The sequence below is a fragment of the Terriglobus sp. ADX1 genome (genome assembly GCF_036877645.1).
Taxonomy (GTDB): domain Bacteria; phylum Acidobacteriota; class Terriglobia; order Terriglobales; family Acidobacteriaceae; genus Terriglobus.
This window is the reverse complement of sequence record NZ_JAEDXV010000007.1, coordinates 57,784-82,908: the sequence shown is the minus strand read 5'-3', so window position 1 is coordinate 82,908 and position 25,125 is coordinate 57,784. Positions and strand designations below refer to the sequence as shown.

Annotated in this window: 22 protein-coding genes; 18 read left to right on the top strand and 4 right to left on the bottom strand. The window is 58.3% G+C overall.

The annotated features are described in order from the left end of the window. Positions 1 to 30 precede the first annotated feature (30 nt). Positions 31 to 663, bottom strand: coding sequence for a hypothetical protein (locus JAO32_RS06635; protein ID WP_334238734.1), 633 nt, complete (start codon positions 661 to 663; stop codon positions 31 to 33). Positions 664 to 789: 126 nt separating this feature from the next. Here JAO32_RS06635 and lptC point away from each other — a divergent pair, with 126 nt between their 5' ends. The 10 genes from lptC to JAO32_RS06585 all read left to right on the top strand — a co-directional run bounded on the left by lptC (position 790) and on the right by JAO32_RS06585 (position 14,046). Continuing rightward, positions 790 to 3,090 carry an LPS export ABC transporter periplasmic protein LptC gene (gene lptC, locus JAO32_RS06630; protein WP_334238732.1) on the top strand — a complete coding sequence of 767 codons (2,301 nt, stop codon included), beginning with the start codon at positions 790 to 792 and terminating at the stop codon, positions 3,088 to 3,090. Between the two features lie 53 nt (positions 3,091 to 3,143). After that, positions 3,144 to 3,962 (top strand): LPS export ABC transporter ATP-binding protein, encoded by an 819-nt coding sequence (gene lptB / locus JAO32_RS06625; RefSeq protein ID WP_334238730.1) that lies wholly within the window; start codon positions 3,144 to 3,146, stop codon positions 3,960 to 3,962. 431 nt (positions 3,963 to 4,393) lie between these two features. Continuing rightward, a complete protein-coding gene (gene rpoN, locus JAO32_RS06620; RefSeq protein WP_334238887.1) occupies positions 4,394 to 5,902 on the top strand; it encodes an RNA polymerase factor sigma-54 in 1,509 nt (502 codons plus the stop codon). Positions 5,903 to 6,065: 163 nt separating this feature from the next. Continuing rightward, positions 6,066 to 6,521 (top strand): ribosome hibernation-promoting factor, HPF/YfiA family, encoded by a 456-nt coding sequence (hpf, locus tag JAO32_RS06615; protein WP_334238728.1) that lies wholly within the window; start codon positions 6,066 to 6,068, stop codon positions 6,519 to 6,521. Between the two features lie 97 nt (positions 6,522 to 6,618). Continuing rightward, positions 6,619 to 7,533: an RNase adapter RapZ gene (rapZ, locus tag JAO32_RS06610; protein WP_334238726.1), complete on the top strand. Its 915-nt coding sequence runs from the start codon at positions 6,619 to 6,621 to the stop codon at positions 7,531 to 7,533. 79 nt (positions 7,534 to 7,612) lie between these two features. Next, positions 7,613 to 9,475, top strand: a complete 1,863-nt coding sequence (locus JAO32_RS06605) for an ABC transporter ATP-binding protein (protein WP_334238724.1) — start codon at positions 7,613 to 7,615, stop codon at positions 9,473 to 9,475. A gap of 26 nt (positions 9,476 to 9,501) precedes the next feature. After that, positions 9,502 to 10,185, top strand: a complete 684-nt coding sequence (gene gmk, locus JAO32_RS06600; RefSeq protein ID WP_334238722.1) for a guanylate kinase — start codon at positions 9,502 to 9,504, stop codon at positions 10,183 to 10,185. An 88-nt stretch (positions 10,186 to 10,273) separates the two neighbouring features. Continuing rightward, positions 10,274 to 10,504 carry a DNA-directed RNA polymerase subunit omega gene (rpoZ, locus tag JAO32_RS06595; protein ID WP_047486656.1) on the top strand — a complete coding sequence of 77 codons (231 nt, stop codon included), beginning with the start codon at positions 10,274 to 10,276 and terminating at the stop codon, positions 10,502 to 10,504. Positions 10,505 to 10,578: 74 nt separating this feature from the next. Further along, positions 10,579 to 11,595 (top strand): uracil-DNA glycosylase family protein, encoded by a 1,017-nt coding sequence (locus JAO32_RS06590; protein WP_334238717.1) that lies wholly within the window; start codon positions 10,579 to 10,581, stop codon positions 11,593 to 11,595. Between the two features lie 114 nt (positions 11,596 to 11,709). Further along, on the top strand, positions 11,710 to 14,046 hold the full coding sequence (locus JAO32_RS06585; protein WP_334238716.1) for a TonB-dependent receptor: 2,337 nt from the start codon (positions 11,710 to 11,712) through the stop codon (positions 14,044 to 14,046). Here JAO32_RS06585 and JAO32_RS06580 read toward each other — a convergent pair. Next, a complete protein-coding gene (locus JAO32_RS06580; protein WP_334238714.1) occupies positions 14,043 to 14,945 on the bottom strand; it encodes a LysR family transcriptional regulator in 903 nt (300 codons plus the stop codon). The two genes, JAO32_RS06585 and JAO32_RS06580, sit on opposite strands and share 4 nt — an antisense overlap. A gap of 69 nt (positions 14,946 to 15,014) precedes the next feature. Between JAO32_RS06580 and JAO32_RS06575 the strand changes: the two genes are divergently transcribed. Together JAO32_RS06575 and JAO32_RS06570 are read left to right on the top strand one after the other, a co-directional pair. Continuing rightward, positions 15,015 to 15,461 (top strand): PaaI family thioesterase, encoded by a 447-nt coding sequence (locus JAO32_RS06575; RefSeq protein WP_334238712.1) that lies wholly within the window; start codon positions 15,015 to 15,017, stop codon positions 15,459 to 15,461. Then, positions 15,458 to 15,949, top strand: a complete 492-nt coding sequence (locus JAO32_RS06570) for a GNAT family N-acetyltransferase (protein ID WP_334238710.1) — start codon at positions 15,458 to 15,460, stop codon at positions 15,947 to 15,949. The genes JAO32_RS06575 and JAO32_RS06570 overlap by 4 nt, the downstream gene beginning before the upstream one ends. On the opposite strand, the gene JAO32_RS06565 is transcribed toward JAO32_RS06570, so the two are convergent. Beyond that, the gene (locus tag JAO32_RS06565; protein ID WP_334238708.1) at positions 15,912 to 16,247 is read right to left on the bottom strand and encodes a hypothetical protein; all 336 of its coding nucleotides are present in this window, start codon (positions 16,245 to 16,247) and stop codon (positions 15,912 to 15,914) included. The genes JAO32_RS06570 and JAO32_RS06565 overlap by 38 nt on opposite strands. A 12-nt stretch (positions 16,248 to 16,259) precedes the next feature. On the opposite strand from JAO32_RS06565, the gene priA reads away from it, so the two are divergent. Then, positions 16,260 to 18,740, top strand: coding sequence for a replication restart helicase PriA (gene priA, locus JAO32_RS06560; protein ID WP_334238706.1), 2,481 nt, complete (start codon positions 16,260 to 16,262; stop codon positions 18,738 to 18,740). A gap of 6 nt (positions 18,741 to 18,746) precedes the next feature. Here the strand turns inward: priA and JAO32_RS06555 are convergent, their stop codons facing one another. Further along, positions 18,747 to 19,040, bottom strand: a complete 294-nt coding sequence (locus JAO32_RS06555; RefSeq protein ID WP_334238885.1) for an HU family DNA-binding protein — start codon at positions 19,038 to 19,040, stop codon at positions 18,747 to 18,749. A gap of 193 nt (positions 19,041 to 19,233) precedes the next feature. Between JAO32_RS06555 and dcd the strand changes: the two genes are divergently transcribed. The 5 genes from dcd (at position 19,234) to JAO32_RS06530 (ending at position 24,774) form a co-directional block, all read left to right on the top strand. Continuing rightward, entirely contained in the window at positions 19,234 to 19,788 is a 555-nt protein-coding gene (gene dcd, locus JAO32_RS06550) for a dCTP deaminase (RefSeq protein WP_334238704.1), read from the top strand. After that, complete coding sequence (locus JAO32_RS06545) at positions 19,785 to 20,426, top strand: response regulator transcription factor (RefSeq protein ID WP_334238702.1); 642 nt, start codon at positions 19,785 to 19,787, stop codon at positions 20,424 to 20,426. Before dcd ends, JAO32_RS06545 begins: the two co-directional genes overlap by 4 nt. Before the next feature lie 359 nt (positions 20,427 to 20,785). Beyond that, a complete protein-coding gene (locus JAO32_RS06540) occupies positions 20,786 to 21,457 on the top strand; it encodes a lipid-binding SYLF domain-containing protein (protein WP_334238701.1) in 672 nt (223 codons plus the stop codon). A 113-nt stretch (positions 21,458 to 21,570) separates the two neighbouring features. Next, positions 21,571 to 22,575 carry a VTT domain-containing protein gene (locus JAO32_RS06535; protein ID WP_334238699.1) on the top strand — a complete coding sequence of 335 codons (1,005 nt, stop codon included), beginning with the start codon at positions 21,571 to 21,573 and terminating at the stop codon, positions 22,573 to 22,575. A 156-nt stretch (positions 22,576 to 22,731) separates the two neighbouring features. Continuing rightward, a complete protein-coding gene (locus JAO32_RS06530; protein ID WP_334238698.1) occupies positions 22,732 to 24,774 on the top strand; it encodes a M1 family metallopeptidase in 2,043 nt (680 codons plus the stop codon). Positions 24,775 to 25,125 lie beyond the last annotated feature (351 nt).

Genomic DNA, 25,125 nt, shown 5'->3' with positions numbered 1-25,125 from the left:
TCAGAATGACGGCAGTGACTAGCGAGCGGCTCAGTTCACACGCTGCAACCTAGCAATCAGTTTCTCTGCCAGAGGCTCACCGCTCTCGGTCCACAACAACCGAGAAGAAATGCCGCAATGCTTCTCCACGGACAAGACAAAGGCCAACAGCTTCTCCACGTTCTGCTGCAGGCGCTTCTGCCCATCTTCGTCCAGATCGTTTTCGTCCTGCACCCACGGCGTGTCGAGTCCGAAGTCTACGCGGATGTGTCCGTTCTGTTCGTAGCTGGCGTCGTCAAACTCCGGTCCAAAACCGATAACCTTCACCGTCGCCGGTTCCAGTCGCCAGGTGCTGTCGAAGCCTTCGGCACCTTCTTCCGGCTGCCATAGCTGCCACTTAGCTTCGAATTCATAGGACATGTCGTCATGCAGCTGTTCGGTAGCTTCTGCCACAGCGTTCTTGGCTAACGAGTCGTCCGAATCCTCGGATCGGTCATCGTTCACAAAAATGCGCTGAAACACGGGCGACTCATTCCACCCAAGCGGAATGGCGGAAGCCACGGCAATGCGGCCCTGGTTGTTTGCCACCTTGGCAAACTGTTCCAAGACAGAGGTGAGCTTCTCCGGCAGAGAAGCAAGACGGAAGTTGGGAAACCAGAGGCTGAGATAAAGCTGATCGGCCATAACCAATATTGGATGCTACAGCAACGCATGCGGTTCAAGCTCAGGGCAATAGCCTTTAGCTAAAAGCTAAAAGCCAAGAGCTAAAAGCTGTCCCCTGACCCCTGTTCCCTGAGAAGATAAACAGCGATGGCAATTGGCAGCAGACGGGGCAGGGCAGGCGGCATTTCGGTGGCGCGGCTTCGCCGTTGGCTTCTTGTTGGTGTCATCGTTCTGGTAGCCGCACTCGCGGCGTTCATCGGCATTGCCCGCTATAAAGCCCGCAAATTCCTGCATGATCTGCCCGCAAAAATGGGCATTGACATTAAATCGCAGGCCAACGGCTTCACCTATTCGCAGTCCGTGAAAGGCCACACGCTGTTCACGCTGCACGCGGCCAAGGCCATCCAACGGCAGAACGGTAAGACCACACTTCACGACGTCGCCATCACCCTCTACGGTCCGGAGGGGTCGCACGAAACGGACAGCATCCGCGGCTCCGAGTTTGAATACGACCAGAACAACGGCATCGTGAAGGCGATGGGCGAAGTGCAACTCGACCTGGCATCCCCTGCCAGCGCACAGCAGAATCCCAGCGCCAAACGCATCACCGTAACCACCAGTGGCCTGGTCTTCACACAGAAGGAGGGCGTCGCCACAACCGACCAGCCGATGCAGATCGTATATGGCGATCTGCACGGAACGGCTACGGGCGCCGATTACACCACCAGCACCGGCCTCCTGAATCTGCATTCTGCCGTGACCATGGACGGCACGCAGGACCGGCAGCCAGTGCATCTCACCGCAGCTTCCGCCCAGTTAGACCGCAACCGCCGCCTTGCCACGCTCCACACGGCGGACGTGCGCACCGGCGAGATGAAGGCCGCGGGCGACACCGTCGTTCTGGACGCTGGCCCCTCTGGTGGCATCGACGAAATCCGCGCCGACGGCCACACCTCCTTGCAAAGTGGAGAGGGCATCCGCGCGCAGGCACCCAAGCTCGTCGCCAAAATCTCTGAGCAGAACAAGCCCACATTGGCCACCATGTCTGGAGGCGTCACGTTGTCTCATCCAGATGGCAGCGGCTCAGGACAGACGGCGGTGGTGCATTTTGATGGATCTGGAAATGCGAAAACGGCAGAACTCACCGGCGGCGTTACGCTCGACCATCATTCGGCCACTTCGCTGGATCACCTGACCGCCGACAATCTCGTCGCGGCACTCACGCAGGACGCCACTCGCCACACCGTCCTCAAGGACGCCACCGCAACCGGCCGCGCGCAGCTTCGTTCCGTCACCACAGGCAAACCAGCCAAAACAACCGTTGTTTCTGGCGATACGCTGCATGCCATCATGGCCACCTCTGGCAAGAAGCACTACGTGTCCCTGCTGACAGGCAGCGGCTCCACGCGGCTGGACGAGGATGACGGTGCAGGCACCACGCGCACCAGCACTGGCGACACCCTGCAGGTGAAACTGCTGCCACCCGGCGCAGGGAAGGCGGCTTCGTCCGTGCAATCGGCCATGCAGGATGGCCGCGTGACCGTCATGGCGAAATCGCCCGCCACCAGCAGCAAGAAGGCATCAGAAATACATGCCACAGCCTCACACGCTGACTTTGAAGGCTCCACCGGTAAGCTGCTGCTCACTGGCTCGCCCAGCGTTACCGGCGACGGCATGCAGATTGCCGCCGACCGCATCACGCTCACCCAGGGCAGCGGCGATGCGGACGCATCCGGCAGTGTCCGCGGCGTGTATCAGTCACAAAAGGATTCTGACCCCGTACACGTTACGGCGGAACACTCCACCGTCGCAGGTTCCGTGGCGAAGTTCTTTGCCGGAACCCACGCCGCACGCATGTGGACAGCGACTTCGCAGATGGAAGCACCGGTCATCGAAGTGGACCGCAATACAAACCGCCTCATGGCCCACGCGCCCTCCGGTTCTGCTGCCACGGGCACAGTCCATCTGTTGCTGCCTGCATCTGCCGCAGGCAAGGAAAAATCCAGCGGTGTGGTCCGCATCGTCGGCACGACATTGCTCTATGTGCCTGCAGAAGGCGCGCATCTCGCCCACGCTGATGTGACTGGCGGCGTGCGCATGGAAACCACGGGAGCGTCACTTACGGCGCGCCAGGCTGTCGCTACGTTATCTGGTACCACTCCGGGAGTTCTTTCGGGCAACGTGCAGCAGATTGTGGCTACAGGCGCTGTGAACCTCGCGCAGCCGGGCCGCACGGGCCTTGGCGAACGCTTGGTATACACCGCTGCGGATGAGCGTTACGTGCTCACTGGGACGCCGCAAAACCAGCCGAAAGTCATCGACACGCAAAAGGGAACCATCACGGGCACAACCCTGATATTGCACGGCGCGGACAGCAACGTTGAGGTAGAGGGCACCGGCTCCCACCGCGTTCACACCGAAGTCGAAGCCAATCCGCAGAAACGATAGTCGGCATCCAAATAACGAATCCTCAGTCTTTTAGGTTTCGTCTAAAACATTGCATGACATCGGCTACAGGTACATTGGAGATGGAGGGGCGGGGCGAGTCTTCGTCATCTGGCTTGGAACTTTTTGAATCCAGCGCGGCGCAGACGCGACACACGCTTTCCACGGACGGGCTTGCCAAGAGCTATGGCGGTCGCGAAGTTGTTCGTGGCGTCAGCATCAGCATCACGCAGGGCGAAGTTGTCGGTCTCCTCGGTCCGAACGGCGCAGGCAAAACCACCAGCTTTTATATGATCGTGGGCCTCGTGCGTCCGGATTCTGGCCGTGTCACCGTCGCGGGAGAAGACATCACCCGCACGCCCATGTATCTTCGCGCGCGGAACTTCGGCATCAGCTATCTGCCGCAGGAACCCAGCGTCTTCCGCAAACTCACGGTGGAAGAGAACATCCTCGCCATCCTGGAGACACAGCGCCTCAGTTGGGAACAGCGCCGCAACCGCACCGCACAACTCATTGAGCAGCTCAACCTGGGCCACGTGCGCCGCACACAGGGCTATGCGCTCTCCGGTGGCGAACGCCGCCGCGTTGAGATTGCGCGCTGCCTCTGCATTGACCCCAGCTTCATACTGCTGGACGAGCCTTTCAGCGGCATCGACCCCATCGCTGTACTTGACCTTCAGCAGATCATCTTCAATCTGAAGAAGAGTGGCATTGGTGTACTCATTACGGACCACAACGTCCGCGAGACGCTCAGCGTCACCGACCGCGCCTATATCATCGCGGAGGGCCGCATCTTCCGTCACGGCACACCCGGCGAATTGGGCCGCGACGCGGAAGTCAAACGCGTTTACCTGGGTGAAAGCTTCCGCCTGTAGATTTCATTTCGCATGCAAGGAACGGGATACCATAGCAGATAGGAAAGCGATGGAGTTTACCCATACGCTGCATCTGCACAGCCGGTCCAGCGTCCGGTTCCGACCAACGAGTCGGCGCGCGTTCGTCGCTTGGGTCGGTAAAGCATTTCATTGGTATGGCTTAAGGGTATGCGTTAAAGTCCTTCTAGAGGCAGGAAGAGCAGATTCGGCTTGAGCAGGGTGGTTTCTGGCAAATCCCCGGCAAACTGGTCCTCCGGATTTAACCCTCTTCTTTGCCGGTTTGGAACAATTCAATATAAATTTGCAAGCACGTTGCTTGCCATTTGGCCGTTCGTGGCGCATCGTTTCGGAGTAGACTTCGAAATGCAGAGGAAGCCCCAACCTCTTTTCGGCCGGGGCCGCTGACCTCTTTTGCCACGGGAGAATTGTCTTTGCTGCTTCAGCCTAAGTTGAACCTTCGAGTTGCCCAGCGCCAGGTGCTTACACCGGGCCTGGTCCAGATGGTGAGTGTGCTCGCGCTCAACAAGCTGGAACTGAAGGAGATGATCAACGCTGAAGTAGTGGAGAATCCAGTGCTGGAGGAGATCGAAGATTCCTCCGCCAGTTTTGAAGAGCTTGCCGGACGCGAAGGCGACCGAGAACTCTCCGCGGAACAGCAGAAAACAGAATCAGAGCGCGAAGAAAAAGACCCATTCGATGAGATCGACATGGGCGAATACTTTCAGGAGTATCTGGATCCGGGCTTCCGCGCCTCTGGTCCATCGTTTGAAGAGCTCGATTCGCCTTCGTTTGAGAACTTCCTCTCCAAGCCCTCCACGCTGACCGATCACCTGTTGTGGCAGCTCGGCGCCATGACGTTGCGTCCGGAACTGCGCGCTGCTTGCGAAGTTGTCATCGGCAATCTGGAAGACAACGGCTATCTTCCCGTAGACGACGCGGAACTCGCTGCGCTGGACTATAGCGGCCAGGCCACGCCAGCCCTCATGTCAGAGGCAAGGGCAATCGTGCAGACCCTTGATCCTATCGGCATTGCTGCGTCAGACCTGCGCGAATGCCTTTTGTTGCAGATCCGCGCCGGCCTTCGCGATGTGGATGACGCCATTCTGGATGAGGACGAATACGCAGCTCGGCAGGGTGAACTTACCCTCGCTTGCAAAATTGTCACAGACCACCTGCCCCTGTTGCAAAAGCGCGATCTCCGCGAACTCACACGCCTTCTCGGAGCCACGCTAGAGCAGGTGCAGGAGGCCCTCAACGCCATCCGGTCGCTCGACCCGCGCCCGGGCCAGCGTTACAACCAGCAGGAGACGCGGCTGATTGAGCCGGACGTGGCCTTCGTCAAACGCAACGACGAATGGGGTGTCGTCATGAACGAAGACGACCTGCCCACTCTGCGCCTGAACGCCGGTTATCGCAGGATGCTGCGCCAGAAGGACACCGAACGCGAGGTGAAGGAGTACGTTAAGGAGCGCTACCGCTCCGCCATCCAGCTTCTCCGCAACATCGAGCAGCGCAAGAACACCATCGTCCGCACCTGCGAATCCATCGTCCGCCGTCAGCAGGAGTTTCTGGAACACGGCGTGGACTCCCTCCGCCCCATGATGATCAAAGAGGTAGCGGAAGAAATTGGCGTACATCCTTCCACCGTGTCGCGAGCTGTCGCGAACAAATATGTGCACACCCCCCAGGGCGTGTATGAGCTGCGCTTCTTCTTTAGCGAGGCGGTCAACGGCCCCGAAGGCGGCGATCTTCCGCTCATGCTGTTGAAGAAAAAGGTTCGCAAGCTGATTGAGGAAGAAGATCCGAAGAAACCTTTGACGGACGACGCGCTGGCCAGTGAGCTGCAGAGGCAGGGAATTCAGGTCACACGGCGCACAGTGGCGAAGTATCGCGAGGATATGAATATCCCCAGTACACATCAGCGCCGCAAGCGAGACTAGTCGAATCGGCTGCGATCCACAGGGTGCATCAACATACCAGTTGACGTACCGCCTCCAAGGGACTAAAAAAACACTTCAAGGCGCCGGGATTCACGTGGCGTTCACAGGCTTCGTGACCTAACCAACCCGGCATCTTACCCAAGAGGTGAAGGAGGTAAGCAGCATGGATCTTGAGATCACCGGCAGAGGCACACAGGTAACTGCAAAGTTGCGTGCGCAGGCGGAAGAGGGCCTGGCGCGCATTGAAAAGATCCTTGGACCGAAATGTATGGCCAAGGTGGTGCTCAGCTGCGAAAAGAATCGCTGCGAGGCGGAAGTTACGGTGCGCAACACCATCAGTACCTTCTCCTCACATACCTCGGCAAAAGATGTTGAGGTTGCCTTGAAAGACGCTTTGGACAAGGTGGAGATGCAGGCCGTGAAGGCGCGCAAGAAGGTTGTCACAACGCGCCATCATCCGGACCATGACGCCACCGGTACCATTCGCCGCCAGACCACGGATGCGGGCGAAGTTACCTCCGTGAAGAAATCCCCGGCGAAGAATAAAACCGGCGTAGGAAAGGCCATTGCGGCCATTGAAGACGGCGAAGTCGAGATGGAGGAAGTCGAAGCCGCCTGACGAGTTTGCGATCGTTGCAGAAAGAGGCATCCCATCGCGGATGCCTCTTTTCATTTTGGGCCATTCGGATACTGTCGCGCGATGCTAGCATTTGCGCATGATCGAACCACCGTCAGGCGATACTCCGGCAGTTGAAAACAAGGATGGAGCATCGCGCACCTCCGAACGCGAACTGGTAGTGCTTACGGGGCTTTCCGGTGCAGGCAAGCTTTCCGCTTTAAAGGCATTTGAAGACCTTGGCTACTATGCCGTGGATAACCTGCCCCTGGAATTGATCCCGCAGTTTGCCGAACTTCTGCGCGGCTCAAATGAATTCAGCCGTGCGGTTCTGGGCGTGGATGTACGCGAAGGCTCCATTGAGAACTTTCCCGGCATCCTGCATAGCGTGCGTAGCCTGCTGCCCACCACAGTTGTCTATCTTGAGGCGTCGGACGACGTTCTGGTGCGCCGCTACTCCGAGACGCGCCGCCCGCACCCCCTGCGCCGGGACGAGCTGGTTTCAGAGAGCATCGCATCCGAGCGCAAGCGTATGGAGCCAATCCGCAACGTAGCGGATGTTCTGCTCGACACCACGCACTTCAACGTGCACCAGTTGCGCGCGCACATCACAACGCAGTTCAGCCGCCGCGAAGGCGAACAGAGACTCCTCGTCTCCACCATGAGCTTTGGCTTTAAGAATGGCGTGCCTGCAGAAGCAGACCTCGTCTTTGATGTGCGCTTCCTGCCCAATCCTCACTTTGTGCCGGAGTTCCGTCCGCTCACCGGTCGCGACGAACGCGTGGCGAAGTATGTGATGGACTTCCCGCAGACAGCAGAGTTTCTGGATCGCACCGTAGACATGCTGTTGTTTCTTCTGCCGTATTACGTCACGGAAGGGAAGAGCTATCTGACCATTGCCTTCGGCTGCACGGGCGGTCAGCATCGTTCCGTGGCCATTGCAGAAGAGATGAAGAAGCGCCTCAGCGACGCAGGCTACCACGTGAAGGTCTCTCACCGCGACATGCCGCGATAGTCTGCGGCACCACTCCACCATCGGCGCGATAAGATAAACCCGTGCTGTACAAGACACTTTTGATGGCCCGGCCCACGCAATGAAACGCATCCTGCGCCTGCTGTGGTATCTGCGCCCTTATCTGCCCTTCGCCCTTCTGTCCGTGGTGCTCATGGCCGTTGTCGGTGCGATGGCCGCTCTACGCATCCTGCTGGTCAAGCCAATCCTTGACAACGTGCTCAGCGCAGAGTCGCAGCCCACAAACATTCTCGTCTTCACTGTCCCGCACACGCACTGGGTGATTAACTTCCAGCGTTTCGTGCCACATCACTTCCATAACGCGTGGACGGTGGTGGCGTACGCGTTGTTCGTCTCTGCGGTGCTGAAGTCCATCTGCGATTACGCCGGAACGTACCTGGTCAACTACGCGGGCTACGGCATGATCACGGACCTGCGCAACGACCTCTACGGCGCAGTACTCAAGCGTTCCAGCGCATTCTTCCAGCGGTACACCACCGGCGCTCTGCTCTCCACGCTCATCAACGACATTGAGCGTGTACAGATCGCCATGTCTACCGTGCTTAGCGATTTCCTGCAGCAGTTCTTCACGCTGGTCTTCACCGCGTTTGTCGTGATCATTGCAGGCGGAAAACTCGCGTGGATACTGCTCTGCTTTGTCGTGGTCATCTTCTATTCGGCGAAGAAGATTGGCCGTGGTGTTCGCCGCACGACACGTGGTGGGCAGGATCGTCTCTCAGACATCCAGAACCTGCTGCATGAAACGCTCACCGGCAACCGCATAGTAAAGGCCTTCGGCATGGAGATGTGGGAGATGGCCCGCTTCCGTCGTGCCGCACGCAAGCTGCTCCGTGCCAACATGCGCGCCATCGGATTCAGCGCGATCTCTTCACCTCTGATGGATGCCCTTGGCTCCATTGCCATTGCGCTGTTGCTCCTGATCGGTCGTAACCGCATCGTGCATCACCAGATGACGGCTGGTTCGTTCATCACCTTCCTCATTGCGGTCTTCGCGCTGTACGACCCCGTCCGGAAATTCGCCGTGTACTACAACAGCTTTCAGCAGGCACTGGGAGCCAGCGACAAGATCTTCCAGTTCCTGGACGAGCGTGACGAGCTTCCTGAAAAACGCGACGCGATTCGTCTGGACGGCTTCCATGAAGGCGTCCGCTTCAACGATGTCCGCTTCGGCTATCGCGACGAAGAAGACGAAGAGAACTTCCACGAAGTTCTTCGCGGCATCAACCTGTACGTACAGCGCGGCGAAGTGATTGCACTCGTTGGCCCTAGCGGTGGCGGCAAATCCACGCTGGTCAATCTCATCCCACGCTTCTTCGACCCCACAGACGGCAGCATCACGCTCGACGGCAACGACCTGCGCGACGTGGAACTCAGCAGCCTGCGCAAACTCGTCGGCACCGTCACGCAGGAGACGGTGTTGTTCAACGACACTGTTCGCAACAACATCGCCTACGGACAGCCCGACGTCCCCATGGAACGCGTCATCGCCGCTGCGACGGCGGCTCTGGCGCACGGCTTCATCGAACGCATGCCGGACGGTTACAACACTGTTATCGGCGAAAAGGGTTTCCGTCTCTCTGGCGGCGAACGCCAACGTCTCGCCATTGCTCGCGCCATCCTGAAGGACGCTCCGATCCTCATCCTTGACGAAGCCACCTCCGCACTCGATGCGGAGAGCGAATCGCTGGTGCAGGAGGCGCTTTCCAACCTCATGGTGCATCGCACCGTGTTGGTCATCGCGCATCGGCTGTCGACGGTGCGCCGCGCGGATCGCATCCTGGTGGTGGAACGCGGACAGATCGTGGAAACCGGAACGCATGCGGAATTGCTCGCGCACGGCGGTACGTATCACAAGCTCTACATGATGCAGTTTGCAGGAGACGATGCCGCACCGGACGCTCCGCTACAACCGCAGGGCATATAAACTCACTTCAAAACGGACGAACGACAATGGCAGGCATTCTCTTCATCATCTCTGCGCCCAGCGGCTCCGGTAAGAGCACACTCGTAACTGAAGTGCGAAAGTACGTGGAAGGACTGGAATTTTCCGTCTCGTACACCACCCGCGCCCCACGCGGCAGTGAAGAAGATGGACGCGAATACCACTTCACCACGCGCGAAAACTTCGAACGCATGATTCAGGAAGATGCCTTCCTGGAATGGGCAGACGTCTTCGGCAACTACTACGGCACCGCGCGCGCCGCGCTTGTACACGCCGCAGATAACAACCACGATCTTTTGCTCGACATTGACGTGCAGGGCGCGTTGCAGGTGATGGAACGCATGCCGGAAGCAGTCTCCATCTTTATCCTGCCGCCCAGTCCCGGTGTGCTGGAAACGCGTCTGCGCAATCGCAGCGCTGCGGAACGAATGACGGACGAAGCCGTGATCGAACGCCGTCTCCGTCAGGCACACGGCGAACTGGAGCATGTGTCGAAGTATCGCTTTGCCATTGTGAACAATGTGCTGGACACAGCAGCGGCGGAACTCCGCGCTATCGTGTTGCAGGCACGAGGTGTAGCTTCGCAGGCTGACATTGCTTTAGCCAATGGTTGCCGCACTGCCATATCACCGGAAGGCGTGCGTCAGGTGCTGGAACAGTTCGCCGCCGCGCCTCTACCACCTGCGAAGTAACCGTTTCGTCTACTTCTGATAAAAATCTTCGCGCCGTTTCTTGCCAGTCTGGGTTACAGTTGCCTCATGCGGTACGGAGGCAAAGGGAATGAACGAATCTTCGCAAGCCCTGAACGGTATCGACGATGCTCTGCTCAATAAGTACAGCCTGGTAAAAGGAGCTGCACGCCGCGCGCGTCAGCTTCAGTCTGGCGCTGCTCCGCTTGTCCACACCAACAGCATGAAAGCCTGCCGCGTGGCGCAGGACGAAATCCGCAGCGGAAGCGTGCGGTATTTCGTAAAGCCTTCTCCAAAGGCTATCCTGCCGTCTGCACTGTAAGTTCCTGTGTAGCGGAGGGTCCGCTGCACCGCCGTCCACAGGGCGATAAACTTGCTGCGCTCTAGAATGGACACATGGACGGAAGCGCGGAATCATTGCGCGGGTACCTGGAGTACCTTCGCGACCTGGGAATTTACGACGTGTATCGCACCAGCGATGCGTCAGACGATCCTGCGCTTGCCGCATGGTGGAAGTCAGTTGCCTCGCCCATAGCGGCCTCTGCGCCCGCCAATGCTCAACGTCCCGCGGCATCCAGCGCGCCCGTTCCACAGCGACCCGCCGCGCCAATCATGCAGCGTCCCGCTCCAACTCCCACGCCACAGCGTCCCCCGTTGCCAGCAGGCAATCGCGCGCCGGACATTGTCATCACGCCACCCACAGCTGCGGCGCCACCGCCTCTTGCATACGATTTCGATCAGGCGCCCGCGCCCACAGGACAGTTCGCTCCCCCCGCCATGCCTCTTGTCAGCTTCAACAATCTCGCACCCCTGCCCACGGAGCGCATCGCGCCTGCGGATAAGGCCGCCGCGTTGCAAAGTGTTCGTAACACTATCGGCGATTGCACACGTTGCCCACTGGCCTACGCCGGACGACACCACATTGTCTTTGCCGACGGCGACCCCAACGCCGAACTGATGTTCGTGGGCGAAGGTCCTGGAGCAGACGAGGATGCCAGCGGTATCCCTTTCGTTGGCAAAGCAGGGCAGTTGCTGAACAACATGATCAACGCAATGGGTCTCAAGCGCGAGCAGGTTTACATTGCCAATGTGGTGAAGTGCCGCCCGCCGCAAAACCGCACGCCAGAACCTAAGGAAGCCAACACCTGCTCTCCGTTCCTTCTGCAGCAGGTGGACATCGTGCAGCCCAAGGTGATCGTTGCACTCGGAGCTACAGCCGCGACGTACCTGCTCGGAGTCAAGCAATCGCTGGCAAACCTGCGCGGCCATTGGCATGACGTACGCGGGGCCAAATGCGCCGTCACCTACCATCCCGCATTCCTCCTGCGCGACCCACGCCAGAAGGGCGAGGCCTGGAAGGATCTTCAGCGGGTCATGGTGGAACTCGGCTTGAAGCCGCCCACCCGCGGATAACTCCCGGAAATATTCTGTGCTGAAAACTTTTTGCTTCTTTGAAAGCAAGAAAGCTTGGCACAGTTCTCATTCTTAATTTAGGCTTACCTAAAGCTTTTTTAGGTAAGCCTAAATATGTCGCGTTCACAAAACTTACTGGCCGTTCTTCCTCTCGCTCTTTCTCTGACTGCTGCTGCACAGAAACCACATGCGCAGGAAGAGGTGACTGTTTTCGCAGATGAGGCTCAGCCGCTCGTCAACAGTCCCACGGCGCAACACACACTGACCTCGAAGCAGCTTGAGACAGTGCCCGTCTTCAATGCTTCCACGGGATTTACTGACATCCTCACGCGCACCACGCCCGGCGTAGCTGCGGACGCGAACGGCTTCGCGCACCCTCTTGGGGAGCACGCGGACACATCGATCTCCCTTGATGGCCAACCCATCACCGACCAGATGGCGAAGGTCTTCTCTAACCAGATTGACCCGAACATCATTCGCAGCCTCACTGCGACAACTGGCGCTCCGCCTGCAGAGTTTGGCGACAAGACCAGTCTCGTCGTAAGCGTCACAACAAAGTCAGGCCTGGCCCACAAGCCATTCGGCACCTTTTCCAGCAGCTACGGCAGCTTCGGTACGTGGTCGCAGAATCTTGCTCTTGGCACAGGCGGCAAACGCTGGGGCGAGTTCTTGGCCATCGGCGCAAATGGATCCGAACGTTTTCTCGACACCCCAGAATTCCTCCCTTTGCACGCGAACGGAAATGGTCAGGGCGCATTCAACCGAATCGATTTCCAACCGAACTCCGCGAACCTTTTTCACTTGAACCTCGGCGCCGGTCGCTCATGGTTCCAAACTCCCAACAGCTACGACACCGCTGCGGCAGGGCAGGATCAGCGCAGCCAGATCCGCAATGCCAACATCGCCCTGGGTTGGACCCACATCGTCACACCGTCATTCCTGACCAACTTCACGCCCTTCTACCGTCACGACGAAGCGCAGTATTTTCCATCCGCAAATCCGTTGTCTGACGCCACCGCAACACTCGCACAGAATCGAACGCTCACGAACACTGGCTTGCGCCTCGAAGGCGAATACATCCGCGGTCATCACACTGCCAAGATCGGCGGTACTTACTGGCACACGCTGCTGCATGAACGCTTTGCCGTCGCCCTTACGGATCCGCTTTATAACGCGCTCTGTGTCGACAGCGCTGGCGCTCCTGTAACTGCATCCAGTGTTGTCTCCACCAACGAATGCGCAACCGCCGGATACGGCATCAATCCCAACTTTCTACCCAACCTCCTGCCCTACGACCTAACGCGAGGCGGTTCGCTCTTCCGCTTCAATCAATCCGCAGATGTTGTGCAAGCCGCGTTCTACGCGCAGGACGAAATCAAACTCGGCGACTGGGTACTCAGCCCAGGCCTGCGCTATGACATCTACAACGGCCTCAGTCGCGGACGCCAGGTGCAACCACGCTTCGGCCTCGGCTGGAAAACGCCATGGACACACACGCTGCTGCGCGGCTCATATGCGCGTCTATACGAAACGCCGTACAACGAGAACCTCATCTTCGCCAACGAAAGCTCCGCAAACAGCACCGGCATCAATCCGTTCTCTAGCTATCGATCCGAACCCGTCCGTCCGGCAACACGCAACCAATTCAACACCGGATTCGAGCAGGCATTCGGCAACCATCTCAGCGTCAACGCCGACTACTACTGGAAGTTCACACGCAATGACTTCGACTTCGACACGCTCTTCAACACGCCCATTACATTCAGCGTCGCGTGGCGCAAGTCAAAGATTGACGGCCTCGCACTCACAGCCAATCTGCACGATTGGCACGGCCTAACCATATTCAGCGTCATGGGCCATGTCCGCTCGCGTTTCTTCACACCGCAGGTAGGCGGTCTCATCTTCAACAGCGTGCCGTCAGCACCTGTTTTTCGTATCGATCACGGCGAGGAATTTGAGCAAACAACGGACATTCGCTATGAATTTCCAGCCCGCATGATCGGAGCACATAAGCCATACATCTCGGGCATTTGGCGCTACAACAGCGGCCTCGCCCTTCCTGACACAGTGCCAACATATCTCGACGCTCTGAATCTCACCGCCGACGAGCAATCGCAGATGGGGCTTCACTGCGGCAACAACTACGCCACACCCACACAGGCAATACGACACTGCAGCGCCTCAACCTTCGGCGCAACGCGCATCCGTATCCCGGCCTTTGGTACAGAGGACGACGACAAAAATCCTGTACGCGTCACACCACGAACACTGTTTGATCTCACCGCAGGCGATGATCGTCTCTTCCGTTTTGAGCATGTCACAGTAGGCACACGCGTGACTGTCTTGAATGTTGCGAACAAGGTCGCCTTGTACAACTTCCTCTCCACCTTCAGCGGCACACATTTTGTCCCGCCAAGAACCGTGCAGGGTAGTCTCCAGTTTTCCTTTTAGACTTTCGTTCTACCAATGGTGCGTGCCATGCGGGCGAATCCTTGCACAATAGGCCGTTGTTCACCCTTACGAAACGCCAGTTCTACATGACTGACCTCCGTAGCGCCTCGCAATGGAACATACACCACACCTTTTTCTGCAATGGTTGCCACGCAGGCCGGTGCAATGGAGACACCAAAGCCTGCCGCAACCAACCGCACAATGCTGAGCCAGTGAGATGCCTCCTGCACCACGCGCGGTCGAAATCCTGCACCGGCACAAAGTGACAGCGGCTTATCAAAAGCAACGCTTCCTGCAACGCGCGAGTAAAACACAAAAGGTTCATCGCGCAGTACCGACGCGTGAATCGTACGCTGATTCGCACGCGGATGCTTGCTGGGAAGCACAGCAAGATAGCGTTCCGTGAACAGAGTCTCAACTTCCAGGTCTGGCTGCGGATCACTGTCGCGCAGAATACCCGCATCCAGCGTGCCATCCAGAAGTCCGCTGGCAACGCGCGATGTGAAGGATTCATGCAGATGAATCTGCACGCGTGGAAAGGCAGAACGATATTGCCGGAACACGGCAGGCAGCGTCGCCAACATGCTGGAACCAACGAACCCAACGTTCAAGCGTCCGCTTTCTCCACGAGCAATGCTGCGCGTCTCCTCCAGGTCCAGCCGCACATTGCGAAGCGTGCGATGCGCGCGCTCCAGCAAAGCCTCGCCTGCAGAGGTAAGTGCTACAGAGCGTGAAGTGCGCTTAAACAGCGGCGATCCCACAATCTCTTCCATGCGCCGTATCTGTTGTGAAAGCGCGGGCTGTGCCAGGTACAGCTTTCGGGCCGCACGGCCAAAATGCAGCTCCTCCGCAACCGCCACGAAAGATCGGAAGTGCTTCAACTCCAGATCGGAATCCATGCATCCAGATTATCAATCACGCTGATTATGCTATTGGACATGCCTGATCGACGTGATTAGGTTGGAGTCATGGCAGTACTGGCAGCGTCAGCACAAAACGTCCTTACGAAGAGCCCAGGATGCTACGTGTGCGGGCCCAAAAATCCCGCAGGTCTTGGCATTCATTTCGGCCACACAGCACCGTTCACGGCAGAAGCGCGAACCATTGCGCGCCGCGAACATGAAGGTTGGAACGGCATTCTGCACGGCGGCATCACATTCACGCTGATGGATGAAGCATTCGGATGGTGCCTGCACTTTGAAGGCATACAGGCCGTAACCGCAAAGGTCGAAACGCGTTTTCTGCGCCCTGTGCCTACAGACTCTGTGTTGTGCGTGCGTGCATGGGTAACGCAGGATCGGGGGCGCGTGGTGTACGCCAGTGCGGAAGTAACTTCAGGTGACAGGGAAACGGTCTTTGCCGAAGCAACGGCGACCATGATGCGCGCTCGATCTGGCGTGGAGAATAAGCGATGACGAATCTAACCATGCGTCCCATGCAATCGCAGGCAGACGCCGATGCATTTCGTGCTTTGAACGAAGCATGGATCACAAAGCTGTTTCGTTTGGAAGAGAAGGACCGCACCACATTGAACGATCCTCACACCACGATCCTTGCCAAAGGAGGTCAGGTGTACGTCGCAGAAATCGACGGACGTGTCGTAGGAGCCGCCGCGTGGGTTCGCTATGGCGAAGGCATCTACGAGCTCTCAAAGATGGCGGTGGACAGTACGGTCCGAGGGCAGGGCATCGGAAGAAAACTGTTGCTGTACATGATCGATCAGGCGCGTTCTCTGGGCGCACGCACGCTGTTTCTTGGCAGCAGCAAGAAGCTGCAGAACGCGGTGCACCTCTATGAAGCCGTGGGCTTCCACCATGTTCCTCCGTCTGAACTGCCGGAGATGAAGTACGATCGCGCCGACGTCTTCATGAAGATGGAGATGCCGCCACCTTCCGTCGTTTAACGGTGGCTGGCTTCTCTGCCGATGAGGCTGCAACTTCAGTCTCATCGGGCATCTCTCGCTTGTACTTTAACGAGTACCGATCCCGAATCTGGCGGCTGATGTACGTGCTCAGTCCCGCACCAGCGCGCGCAAGCTGCCGCATCACCTTTAAATGCAGGCGACCGGTTGCGGCGGGCGTGTACACGTACACGTCGCCGTTCTGAAACTGGATGTGCATCGCGTCATTGTCAAACGCGTACGCCACAACACCACTGGCGGCGTGTACCTTGCGGTACGGCTGAAACGTCGGTTGGCTCATACACTAGAAGATGTGTCTTTCTTTGTAGACGTCGCCTTGCCTGTTCCGTTAGACCGGTCTTTTACGTATCGGGTCGACGGCGAGGCGCCTGTCATCGGCGCGCGCGTACTCGTACCCTTCAGCGGACAACGGCTGATGGGCGTAATCCTGCGCGTGCATGCGCAGGAACCGAAAGGCGAATTTGAGATCAAGCCGGTACAGCAGGTGCTGGACGACGCATCGCTCCTGCCTGACGACCTCCTGCGTCTCGCCGAATGGATCGCGCAGTATTATGTAGCTCCGCTGGGCGAGGTTCTGCGCGGCATGTTGCCCCTCACCGCGGAAATCCGTCGAGTGTTTCTGTATCGGATTGCGGAACAGGGCCGCCGGGTTTTGTATGAAGGCGCAGAAAAAGGTTCGTCGCGCCGCTCCAAGCTGTCGCCGGAAGAACAAAACCGGGAATACGCCGTACTCAACGCACTGGAAAGCGGAAACGCACTCAAACTCGCACAACTCCGCTCCGCCACCGGAGCAGGGAAGGCGCTGCTGGAAGGCATGGTGCGTAAGCGCTGGCTCATACGCGAAGTGGAGGCGGATGAACGTGACGCACGTCGCACCGAGCGTGTCGCAGTATTGGTCGAAGACGCACGCCTTCCCAAATTGAACGACAACCAGATGCGCATTCTCGCGGAACTCACTGCGGTCGGCGGTCGCATGCCAGTGCGCCATCTGCGCGACCTTCCTGTGCCGGATTCCACGCTGACCACGCTCGTACGCCGCGGCCTCGTTGTCCTGGAAGACGCGCCACTCGCCTTCCATCTCGGCGGCGTGCACGCCGAAGGCAAAAAGCACGCGCACGAACACGCGTTGAATGAAACACAGATGGAGGCATTAGCTTCTATCGCGGCATCGCTTGCGGAAGCCAGCTTCAAACCACATCTGCTCTATGGCGTCACCGGCAGCGGCAAAACTGCGGTGTACTTTGCCGCCATGCAGCGAGTTCTCGCAGCCGGCAAAGCCGCATTATTGCTGGTCCCTGAAATCGGCCTCACCCCCGCCATGGCCGGGCAGATGTACGCAGCCTTCGGCGATGACGTCGCGTTGCTGCATTCGCAACTCTCGCCAGATGAGCGTGCTGAACAGTGGCACCGCATCCGTCGGGGACAGGCTCGTGTCGTCGTCGGCACTCGCTCGGCAGTTTTTGCACCCGTGCCGTCGCTGGGCCTCATCATCGTCGATGAAGAACACGACTCCAGCTACAAGCAGGAAGAAACGCCGCGTTACCACGGTCGCGACGTTGCCGTCATGCGCGCCAAACTGCTCGACATTCCCGTGATCCTCGGCTCTGCAACTCCCTCGCTCGAAAGCTGGAACAACGCGCAAACCGGCCGCTACACGTTGCTGAAGATGGAACAGCGCGTGGCGAACCGCCCATTGCCGGAAGTCGAACTCGTCGACATGCGCGCTGAGTTTCAGCAAACTGGCGCGGAGCATCTCTTCAGCCGCCGCCTCATTGAAGAGACGCAGGCCACACTCGACCGTGGCGAACAGGCCATCATCCTGCTCAATCGCCGTGGCTACAGCTACGTTGTCTTGTGTCGTTCCTGCGGCGAAAAAATCGAGTGCGAAAACTGTGCCATCGCCATGACGTTTCACAAGCACGTTCACGGCACAGATCTCCACGCCGAACCGGGCGAGCGCCTCGAATGCCACTACTGCGGCTTCCGTCGCAACGTACCCAAGACCTGCCCCAAATGCTCCAGCGAGCACCTCTATTACATGGGCGCAGGCTCACAGCAGGGCGAAGAACGCCTGCAGGAGATCTTCCCATCCGCCCGCATCGGCCGCATGGACCGCGACACCGTCCGCGGACGCGGCGACATGGAGCGTCTGCTTCAGCGTCTCCACTCCGGTGAAATCAACCTTCTGGTGGGCACCCAGATGATCGCCAAGGGGCATGACATTCACGGTGTAACCACTGTGGGCGTCGTCGGTTGCGATCACGCACTCGGCATGCCGGACTTCCGTGCCGCAGAACGCGTCTTCCAGCTGCTCACGCAGGTCAGCGGACGCGCCGGTCGTGGCGAAAAGCCTGGCCGAGTCCTGGTGCAGAGCTATCATGTGGACCATTACGCCGTCCGCTGCGCCGCAGCGCATGACTACGAAGGCTTTGTACGTCGCGAAATGCAATTCCGCCGGCCGTTCTTTTACCCGCCATTCGGCGTGCTGACCAACGTGCTCATCCAGTCACAGGATATGGGTGAAGCCATGCGGTGGAGCGGGGAACTGGGTCGCTGGTTCAATACCGCATCCGTGCCCGGAGTACGCATGCTCGGCCCTGCGGCGGCGCCCGTTTCACGCCTTAAGCGCATTTACCGCTATCACCTGCTGCTGAAGGCTCAGAAACGCAGCGACCTGCAGGCGGGGCTGCGTAACATGCTGCGTCACGCGGAACACAAGGGCATCCCGCGCAACGCCATCATTGTGGATGTCGATGCGATTAGCTTGATGTAAAGTGGGCTACTCGGCTTTGCTTGCCAGTGGCTTATCCAATTCTTGGAGATCTTTGCCAGGCTTGAAGCGCACGGCGCGTCCGGGCTCAATATCCACTTCGGTTCCGGTGCGTGGATTGCGACCAATGCCGGTCTTCCGTGGCTTCACCGTGAAGACGCCGAAGCCGCGTAATTCGATGCGGTCACCAGCGGTAAGCGCTTTTTTTACGCCCTTCAAAATGTCTTCCACGGCCTGCTCGGCACGTGTTCTTGGTAGACCGGTACGGTCCACGACTCGCTGAATCAGGTCCTGCTTGATCACGGATTTACTTTTCCTTCCAGTGTCGTAGCGGCCATGCTGCAACGGGCGCATTACCCAGATGTTAGGAACACCATTGACACGTGTCAACATTCTCTTGAATCCTGTGTCCACAAAAAAGATCAAAGCGTCCGATTGTCGTAAGATGACACAAATAGCAGAGTTACGCCCAGCGTACCCTCGCAGCAGGAGTGCAATGTCGATCAAGAGCGATAAGTGGATCCGTGAGCAGGCAATGAAGCATGGCATGATCGAGCCGTTCAGCGAGAAGCAGATGAGCAAGGGCTGCATCTCCTATGGGCTCTCGTCCTACGGCTACGATCTGCGCGTCTCCAACGAATTCAAAATCTTCACCAACGTAAACAGCGCCATCATTGACCCGAAAGCTTTTGATGAACGCTCTTTCGTCACGGTGGAGGCAGATAGTGTCATTGTTCCCCCAAATTCGTTTGCACTTGCCCGCTCGATCGAATACTTCCGCATCCCGCGCGATGTCCTCACGATCTGCGTCGGCAAATCCACATACGCGCGTTGCGGCATCATCGTGAACGTCACGCCGTTTGAGCCGGAATGGGAGGGCTTTGTTACCCTCGAAATCTCCAACACCACGCCTCTCCCGGCAAAGGTCTATGCGAACGAGGGCCTCTGCCAGATCCTCTTCTTCCAGTCGGACGAGGTGTGTGAGACCAGCTACGCGGACCGCTCCGGAAAGTACCAAAGGCAGCAGGGAATTGTGCTGCCAAAGTTGTGAGTACTTCTGACCAATCGGCGGGTGGGCGACTGCGGATTGGTGTAGTCAGTAGTGATGCCCTGCGTATTGAGGGTCTCCGCGCCATCCTGGAAGAGACGTGCGACATCGTTCCCATGACGGCGCCGGAGACGCTCCGCGACAGCGACCTCGCCATGGTCCTGATCGATATCCCGGAAGATGACCTGCCCGCACTCATGGCAACTCTGCGCCGTGCGCGCCCCGGTCTGCGCCTCCTCGTCCTCGGCGTGCGCAGTGATCCAGGATTCATTCAGAAAGTCGTCGCCAGCGGTGCCAAGGGATATCTCCTTCATACTGCAAACCACAGAGAGATCACCATGGCTGTTGAGGTCGTGGCGGATGGTTCCATCTGGGCGCCACGCAAGGTACTCGCCAGCCTGATTGACACCATTGCTCCGACTGAGGGCAGAGCACCCGAGGTCCGCCTCACACCTCGCGAACAGGAAGTCATTGAACTGCTCATCGCAGGCCGTGCCAATCGCGAGATTGCCGCCACACTTGGCGTAGAAACTAAAACGGTCAAAAGCCACGTTGGTCGACTGCTGCAGAAATTTGGTGTGCCCAACCGCGTCGCGCTAACAGTGCGCGCCCTGGAAATGCAGATCGGCAAAGAGCTCTAAATTTCTAAATTGCCCCACACATCTCCCCTGATTTTCAGAGCTTTTACGGGGATTTGTTTTGATTTATGGGGTCGTAAGTCCTCCGTAACTTGAACAATACTCTTGCGCACTTCATCCTAGCTTTACGTAACACAGACCTGGGAGAAGAGGGGCTGGCGGCGCGGGTGAGAACCTGATCGACAGCCCCCATTTTTTGAACTCTCCAAGGCACTAACCCTCCCCCACAACTCACCCTCCAACTATTTGAGTACAACGTTCCTTGCCTTCAATTCATCCCACTACCTGAATTGACAGTAGCGCTGAGGTTAAAGGCGGCTACGGATAGGGTGAACACTGTGATCAATCGATGGAAAGCTGTAATGTGCTCGGCAATGGTGGTTGCCGTAACCATTCCGGCCATGGCTGCCGACAAAGCAAAGCTGAATGAGCGTCTGACCGACTCCCAAAACATCCTCAACGAGATTATGGCGACTCCGGACAAGTCCATTCCGGGTTCCATTCTGGGCGGCGCAAGCTGCGTTGTGGTGATCCCGGCTTACAAAAAGGGCGCGTTTATTGTCGGCGCACAGTACGGCCAGGGCGTGGCTACCTGCCGCACCGGCCACGGATGGAGCGCTCCGGTCTTCGTGCAGCTGACGGGCGGTAGCGTCGGCTTCCAGATCGGCGGTCAGTCCACTGACTTGGTGCTCGTTGCCATGAACCAGAATGGCCTGCAGCACATGCTGCAGAACAAGTTCAAGATTGGCGCAGACGCCGCTGCCTCTGCCGGTCCGGTGGGCCGCAACGCGCAGGCCGGTACCGACTGGAAGCTCAACGCCGAGTTCCTCACCTACTCGCGTTCCAAGGGCCTTTTCGCCGGTATCAATCTGGATGGAACCGTGCTCTCGCAGAACGTGGATGACACGCGCGAGTATTACGGTACCGCGACGCCGTTCAAGACGATTCTCAATGGCAATATCCCTACCCCGCCCGATGCCCGCCCGTTCGTTGGCACCGTGGCAAAGTACTTCGTAGCCACCCATAACAAGTAGGTCTTTTACGTAACGGCTGACGCTTTCAAAGCGTCAGCCGTTTTTTTATTGTCCGGGGCTGTGCGAAACCAAAGGCGATCCTGCATCATCTACAAAGATAGGTCCCCCTGGTTATGCCGATCGCGGTTGCATTTTTCGAACACTATGCCTACAGCATCCTCTTTCTCTGGGTGCTGGTGGAGCAGCTTGGCATTCCAGTGCCATCAATACCGCTGCTCGTGGCGGCTGGAACGCTTACCGCAACGCATCGCATCCATGCACTGCCAGTCATGGCTTCGATTCTCTTCGCCTGTCTGATCGCGGATTCGCTCTGGTATTACCTCGGTGTTCGCTACGGCAGTCGCGTGGTCAAACTCGTGTGCCGCATGTCGCTGGAGGCATCCACTTGCGTTAAAAAGACGGAGAGTTCTTTCAGCCGTCACGGCGCCACCACACTTCTCTTCGCCAAGTTCATTCCCGGACTTTCCACGGTAGCGCCTCCCATCGCGGGGCAAACAGGCATGCCCTTCGCTCGGTTTGCCGCTTACGATCTCGTAGGATCAGCGATCTGGGCTTCGGCCTTCGTCTTTGGCGGACGCTTCATCGGCGACTTCGCAGAAAAGCACGCCATGCTCATTCATCTGCTCACGCGTTTCGGTGTGCTGCTGTTTGTGCTGGTGGTTCTGGGCCTTGTGGCTCGCCGCATCTGGTCGCAGCGTCAGTTCCTGCGCGATCTGCAAAACTCCGCCATCACCGCGACCGAGCTGAAGAACCTCATGAACATGGCTGAATCGGGCGACGCGAAGCATCCGTTCATCGTGGATCTGCGCCATCCGCTGGATTACCTGCCGGACCCGCGTGTGCTGCCCGGCGCTCTCCGCATCAGCCCCACAGAGTTGGAGAAGCACTGCCACCTGCTGCCACGCGATACGGACGTGGTGCTGTACTGCACCTGCCCCAACGACGAAACATCCGCCACACTCGCGAAACGCCTTCAGCGTCTTGGCGTTCACCGCGTGCGTCCACTGCGCGGCGGTTTCGAAGGCTGGCGCGACGCCGACCTGCCGCTCGTCGCCTACGACGAACAGAAGCCGCGCGAAGCCGCCCCCGAACTTATCGAAGCGACAGTAGCCGCATAATGCCTCTTGCCTGTAGGCAGGCATAGTTAGCAAACCTATCTTCCCTGGCAACGCGACGTAATCCCACGACACCGCAACGAAAATCCCAACATCCGTCTTGCCGCACAGGCTGCAAGCTGTTCTGATAGAGCCACACCCGTTCAGGAGCAGTCCGCCATGCAGCACACCCGTGCCATGCGTCGCAGCATCATTGCTGTCGCCGTAGCCTTTACTGCCACACTTGCCTTGGCACAACCGCCCGAAGGCCAGCAGCGCCGCCCGCAAATGCCTGACACTGGCGGCCCTTCTGCCACATACGATCCTCTAAAGACCTTCGCGCCCTTCCAGATGCCGCAGACGGCCAACATCTATCGCAGTGGCAACGGCGCACCTGGTCCTAACTACTGGCAGAACCAGGCCGACTACGAGATGCACGCCAGCATCGACACGGCCACGCAGACGCTCAGCAACGACGAGACCATCACTTATACCAACAACTCGCCGGACACGCTGAACAGCCTGTGGCTGCAGGTGGAGCAGAACACCTATCGCCTTGACGCACGCGCTCGCAACTTCGCCGGTGGCAGCCGCCGCGCCCCCGCGGATCAGTTCACGGAAGGCACTGTCTTCGAGTCAGTGGACCTCATCGCAAATGCCAAGGGTGCAAAGCCTGAGAAGGCAACGTACATCGTCAGCGACACCCGCGCACGCATCGACCTGCCCACACCACTCGCGCATAATGGCCAGATCAAAATCCACATCAAGTATCACTACAAGGTACCGGGACGCTGGGGCGGTCGCACGTCGGTAGACAAGTCGCGCGACGGTTACGAAATCTACGACATCGCGCAGTGGTATCCGCGCATGTGTGTGTATGACGACGTCCGCGGATGGGACACGCAGCCCTACCTCGGCAACGAGTTCTACACCGAATTCGGCAATTACGACTACTACGTCACCGTACCCTCGAACATGCTCGTCGCAGGCAGCGGCCTCCTCGTCAACGAGAAGGATGTGCTGACCAAGACGGAGATCGATCGCCTCGCCAAGGCGCGCACGTCCGACGCAACCGTCGTCATCCGCTCCGTCGACGAGATCAAGGACCCCAACAGCCGTCCGAAGAAAGACGGCACGCTCACATGGCATTACCATATGGATCGCACCCGCGACGCCGTCTTCTCGGCCTCCGCAGGTTTCGCGTGGGACGCCGCAAAGATCAACCTGCCTGCAGGCAAGACAGCGCTCTCACAGAGCTTCTATCCTGCGGAATCCGCCGACCCCGACGCATGGCCCATGGTCACGGAATATACCAAGGACACGGTCGAAAACTTCTCGCGCGACTGGTATCCCTACCCCTGGCCTGTCATGACCAACGTGGCTGGCTTCTCCTCCGGCATGGAATATCCGTCGATGGTTTTCGACGGCATCCGGGACAAGGGCAAGGGCAGCTTCGTCGTCACCGCGCATGAAGTGGGCCACACATGGTTCCCCATGATTGTGCAGTCCAACGAACGCCGCGACGCATGGATGGACGAAGGCTTCAACACCTTCATCGACATCTACGAGTCCGACTACTACAAGAACGGCAAGTACGCGCCCAAACGCGACGGAGAATACGCTCCTGGTCCTGACTCGCCCGCAGACCAGATCGCCAAGGTCATCGCAGACCCGCAGGCGCCCACCATCCTCTCTCGTGCAGACGCCATCCGCGAGAAGTATCGTCACCCCGTCACCTACTTCAAGTCGGCAGAAGGCCTGTGGCTGCTGCGTGAAGACATCCTGGGACACAACGTCTTCGATCGCGCCTTCCGCAAGTACGTCAGCGACTGGGCCTTCAAACACCCCACACCATCCGACTTCTTCCGCGAGATGGAGTCAGAGGGCGGGGAAGACCTCAGCTACTTCTGGCACGGCTGGTATGAAAACAACTGGTCGCTCGACCTCGCTGCAAAGGATGTGAAGTACGTTGATGCAGCCGATCCGTCGAAGGGCGCAAAGGTCACCATCGAACAGAACGGCCAACTCGTCCTGCCCGCATGGGTTGTCGTGAAGTACGAAGACGGCACAGACCTGAAGATCAAACTTCCAGCAGAAACCTGGATGCAAAAAGCGAAATACGATCTGGCCCTTCCCACCAACAAGAAGATCGCCAGCGTAACCATCGACCCGGATCAGCGTATCCCGGACAGCAACCGCAGCAACAATACAGCAAAGCCGTAGTGCATAACGCAACACCAAAGATGGCATAACAAAGCTCCGCTTGTGAACAAGACAAGCGGGCTTTGTTATTTCGATTCCGATTAGCCATTACGACCGCTTATTCCGATTAGCTTCACGAACGCACTTCTACGCTACGACCGTCATTCTGAGCGAAGCGAAGAATCCCTACGCATTCCCATGCACCACGAATGACCAAAGTTTTCAGCCACAAAGCCGGGTGCCCCAGGTTCGCGAAGCTAACCTGGGCAGAGCGGCGAAAGCCGCTCCATTCGCGCAAAGCGCGACCAGCGAAGCTCAAACGCACATAGTGCGTCATCCTGCGCGAAACGGAGTGAAGTCGAAGGACCTGTC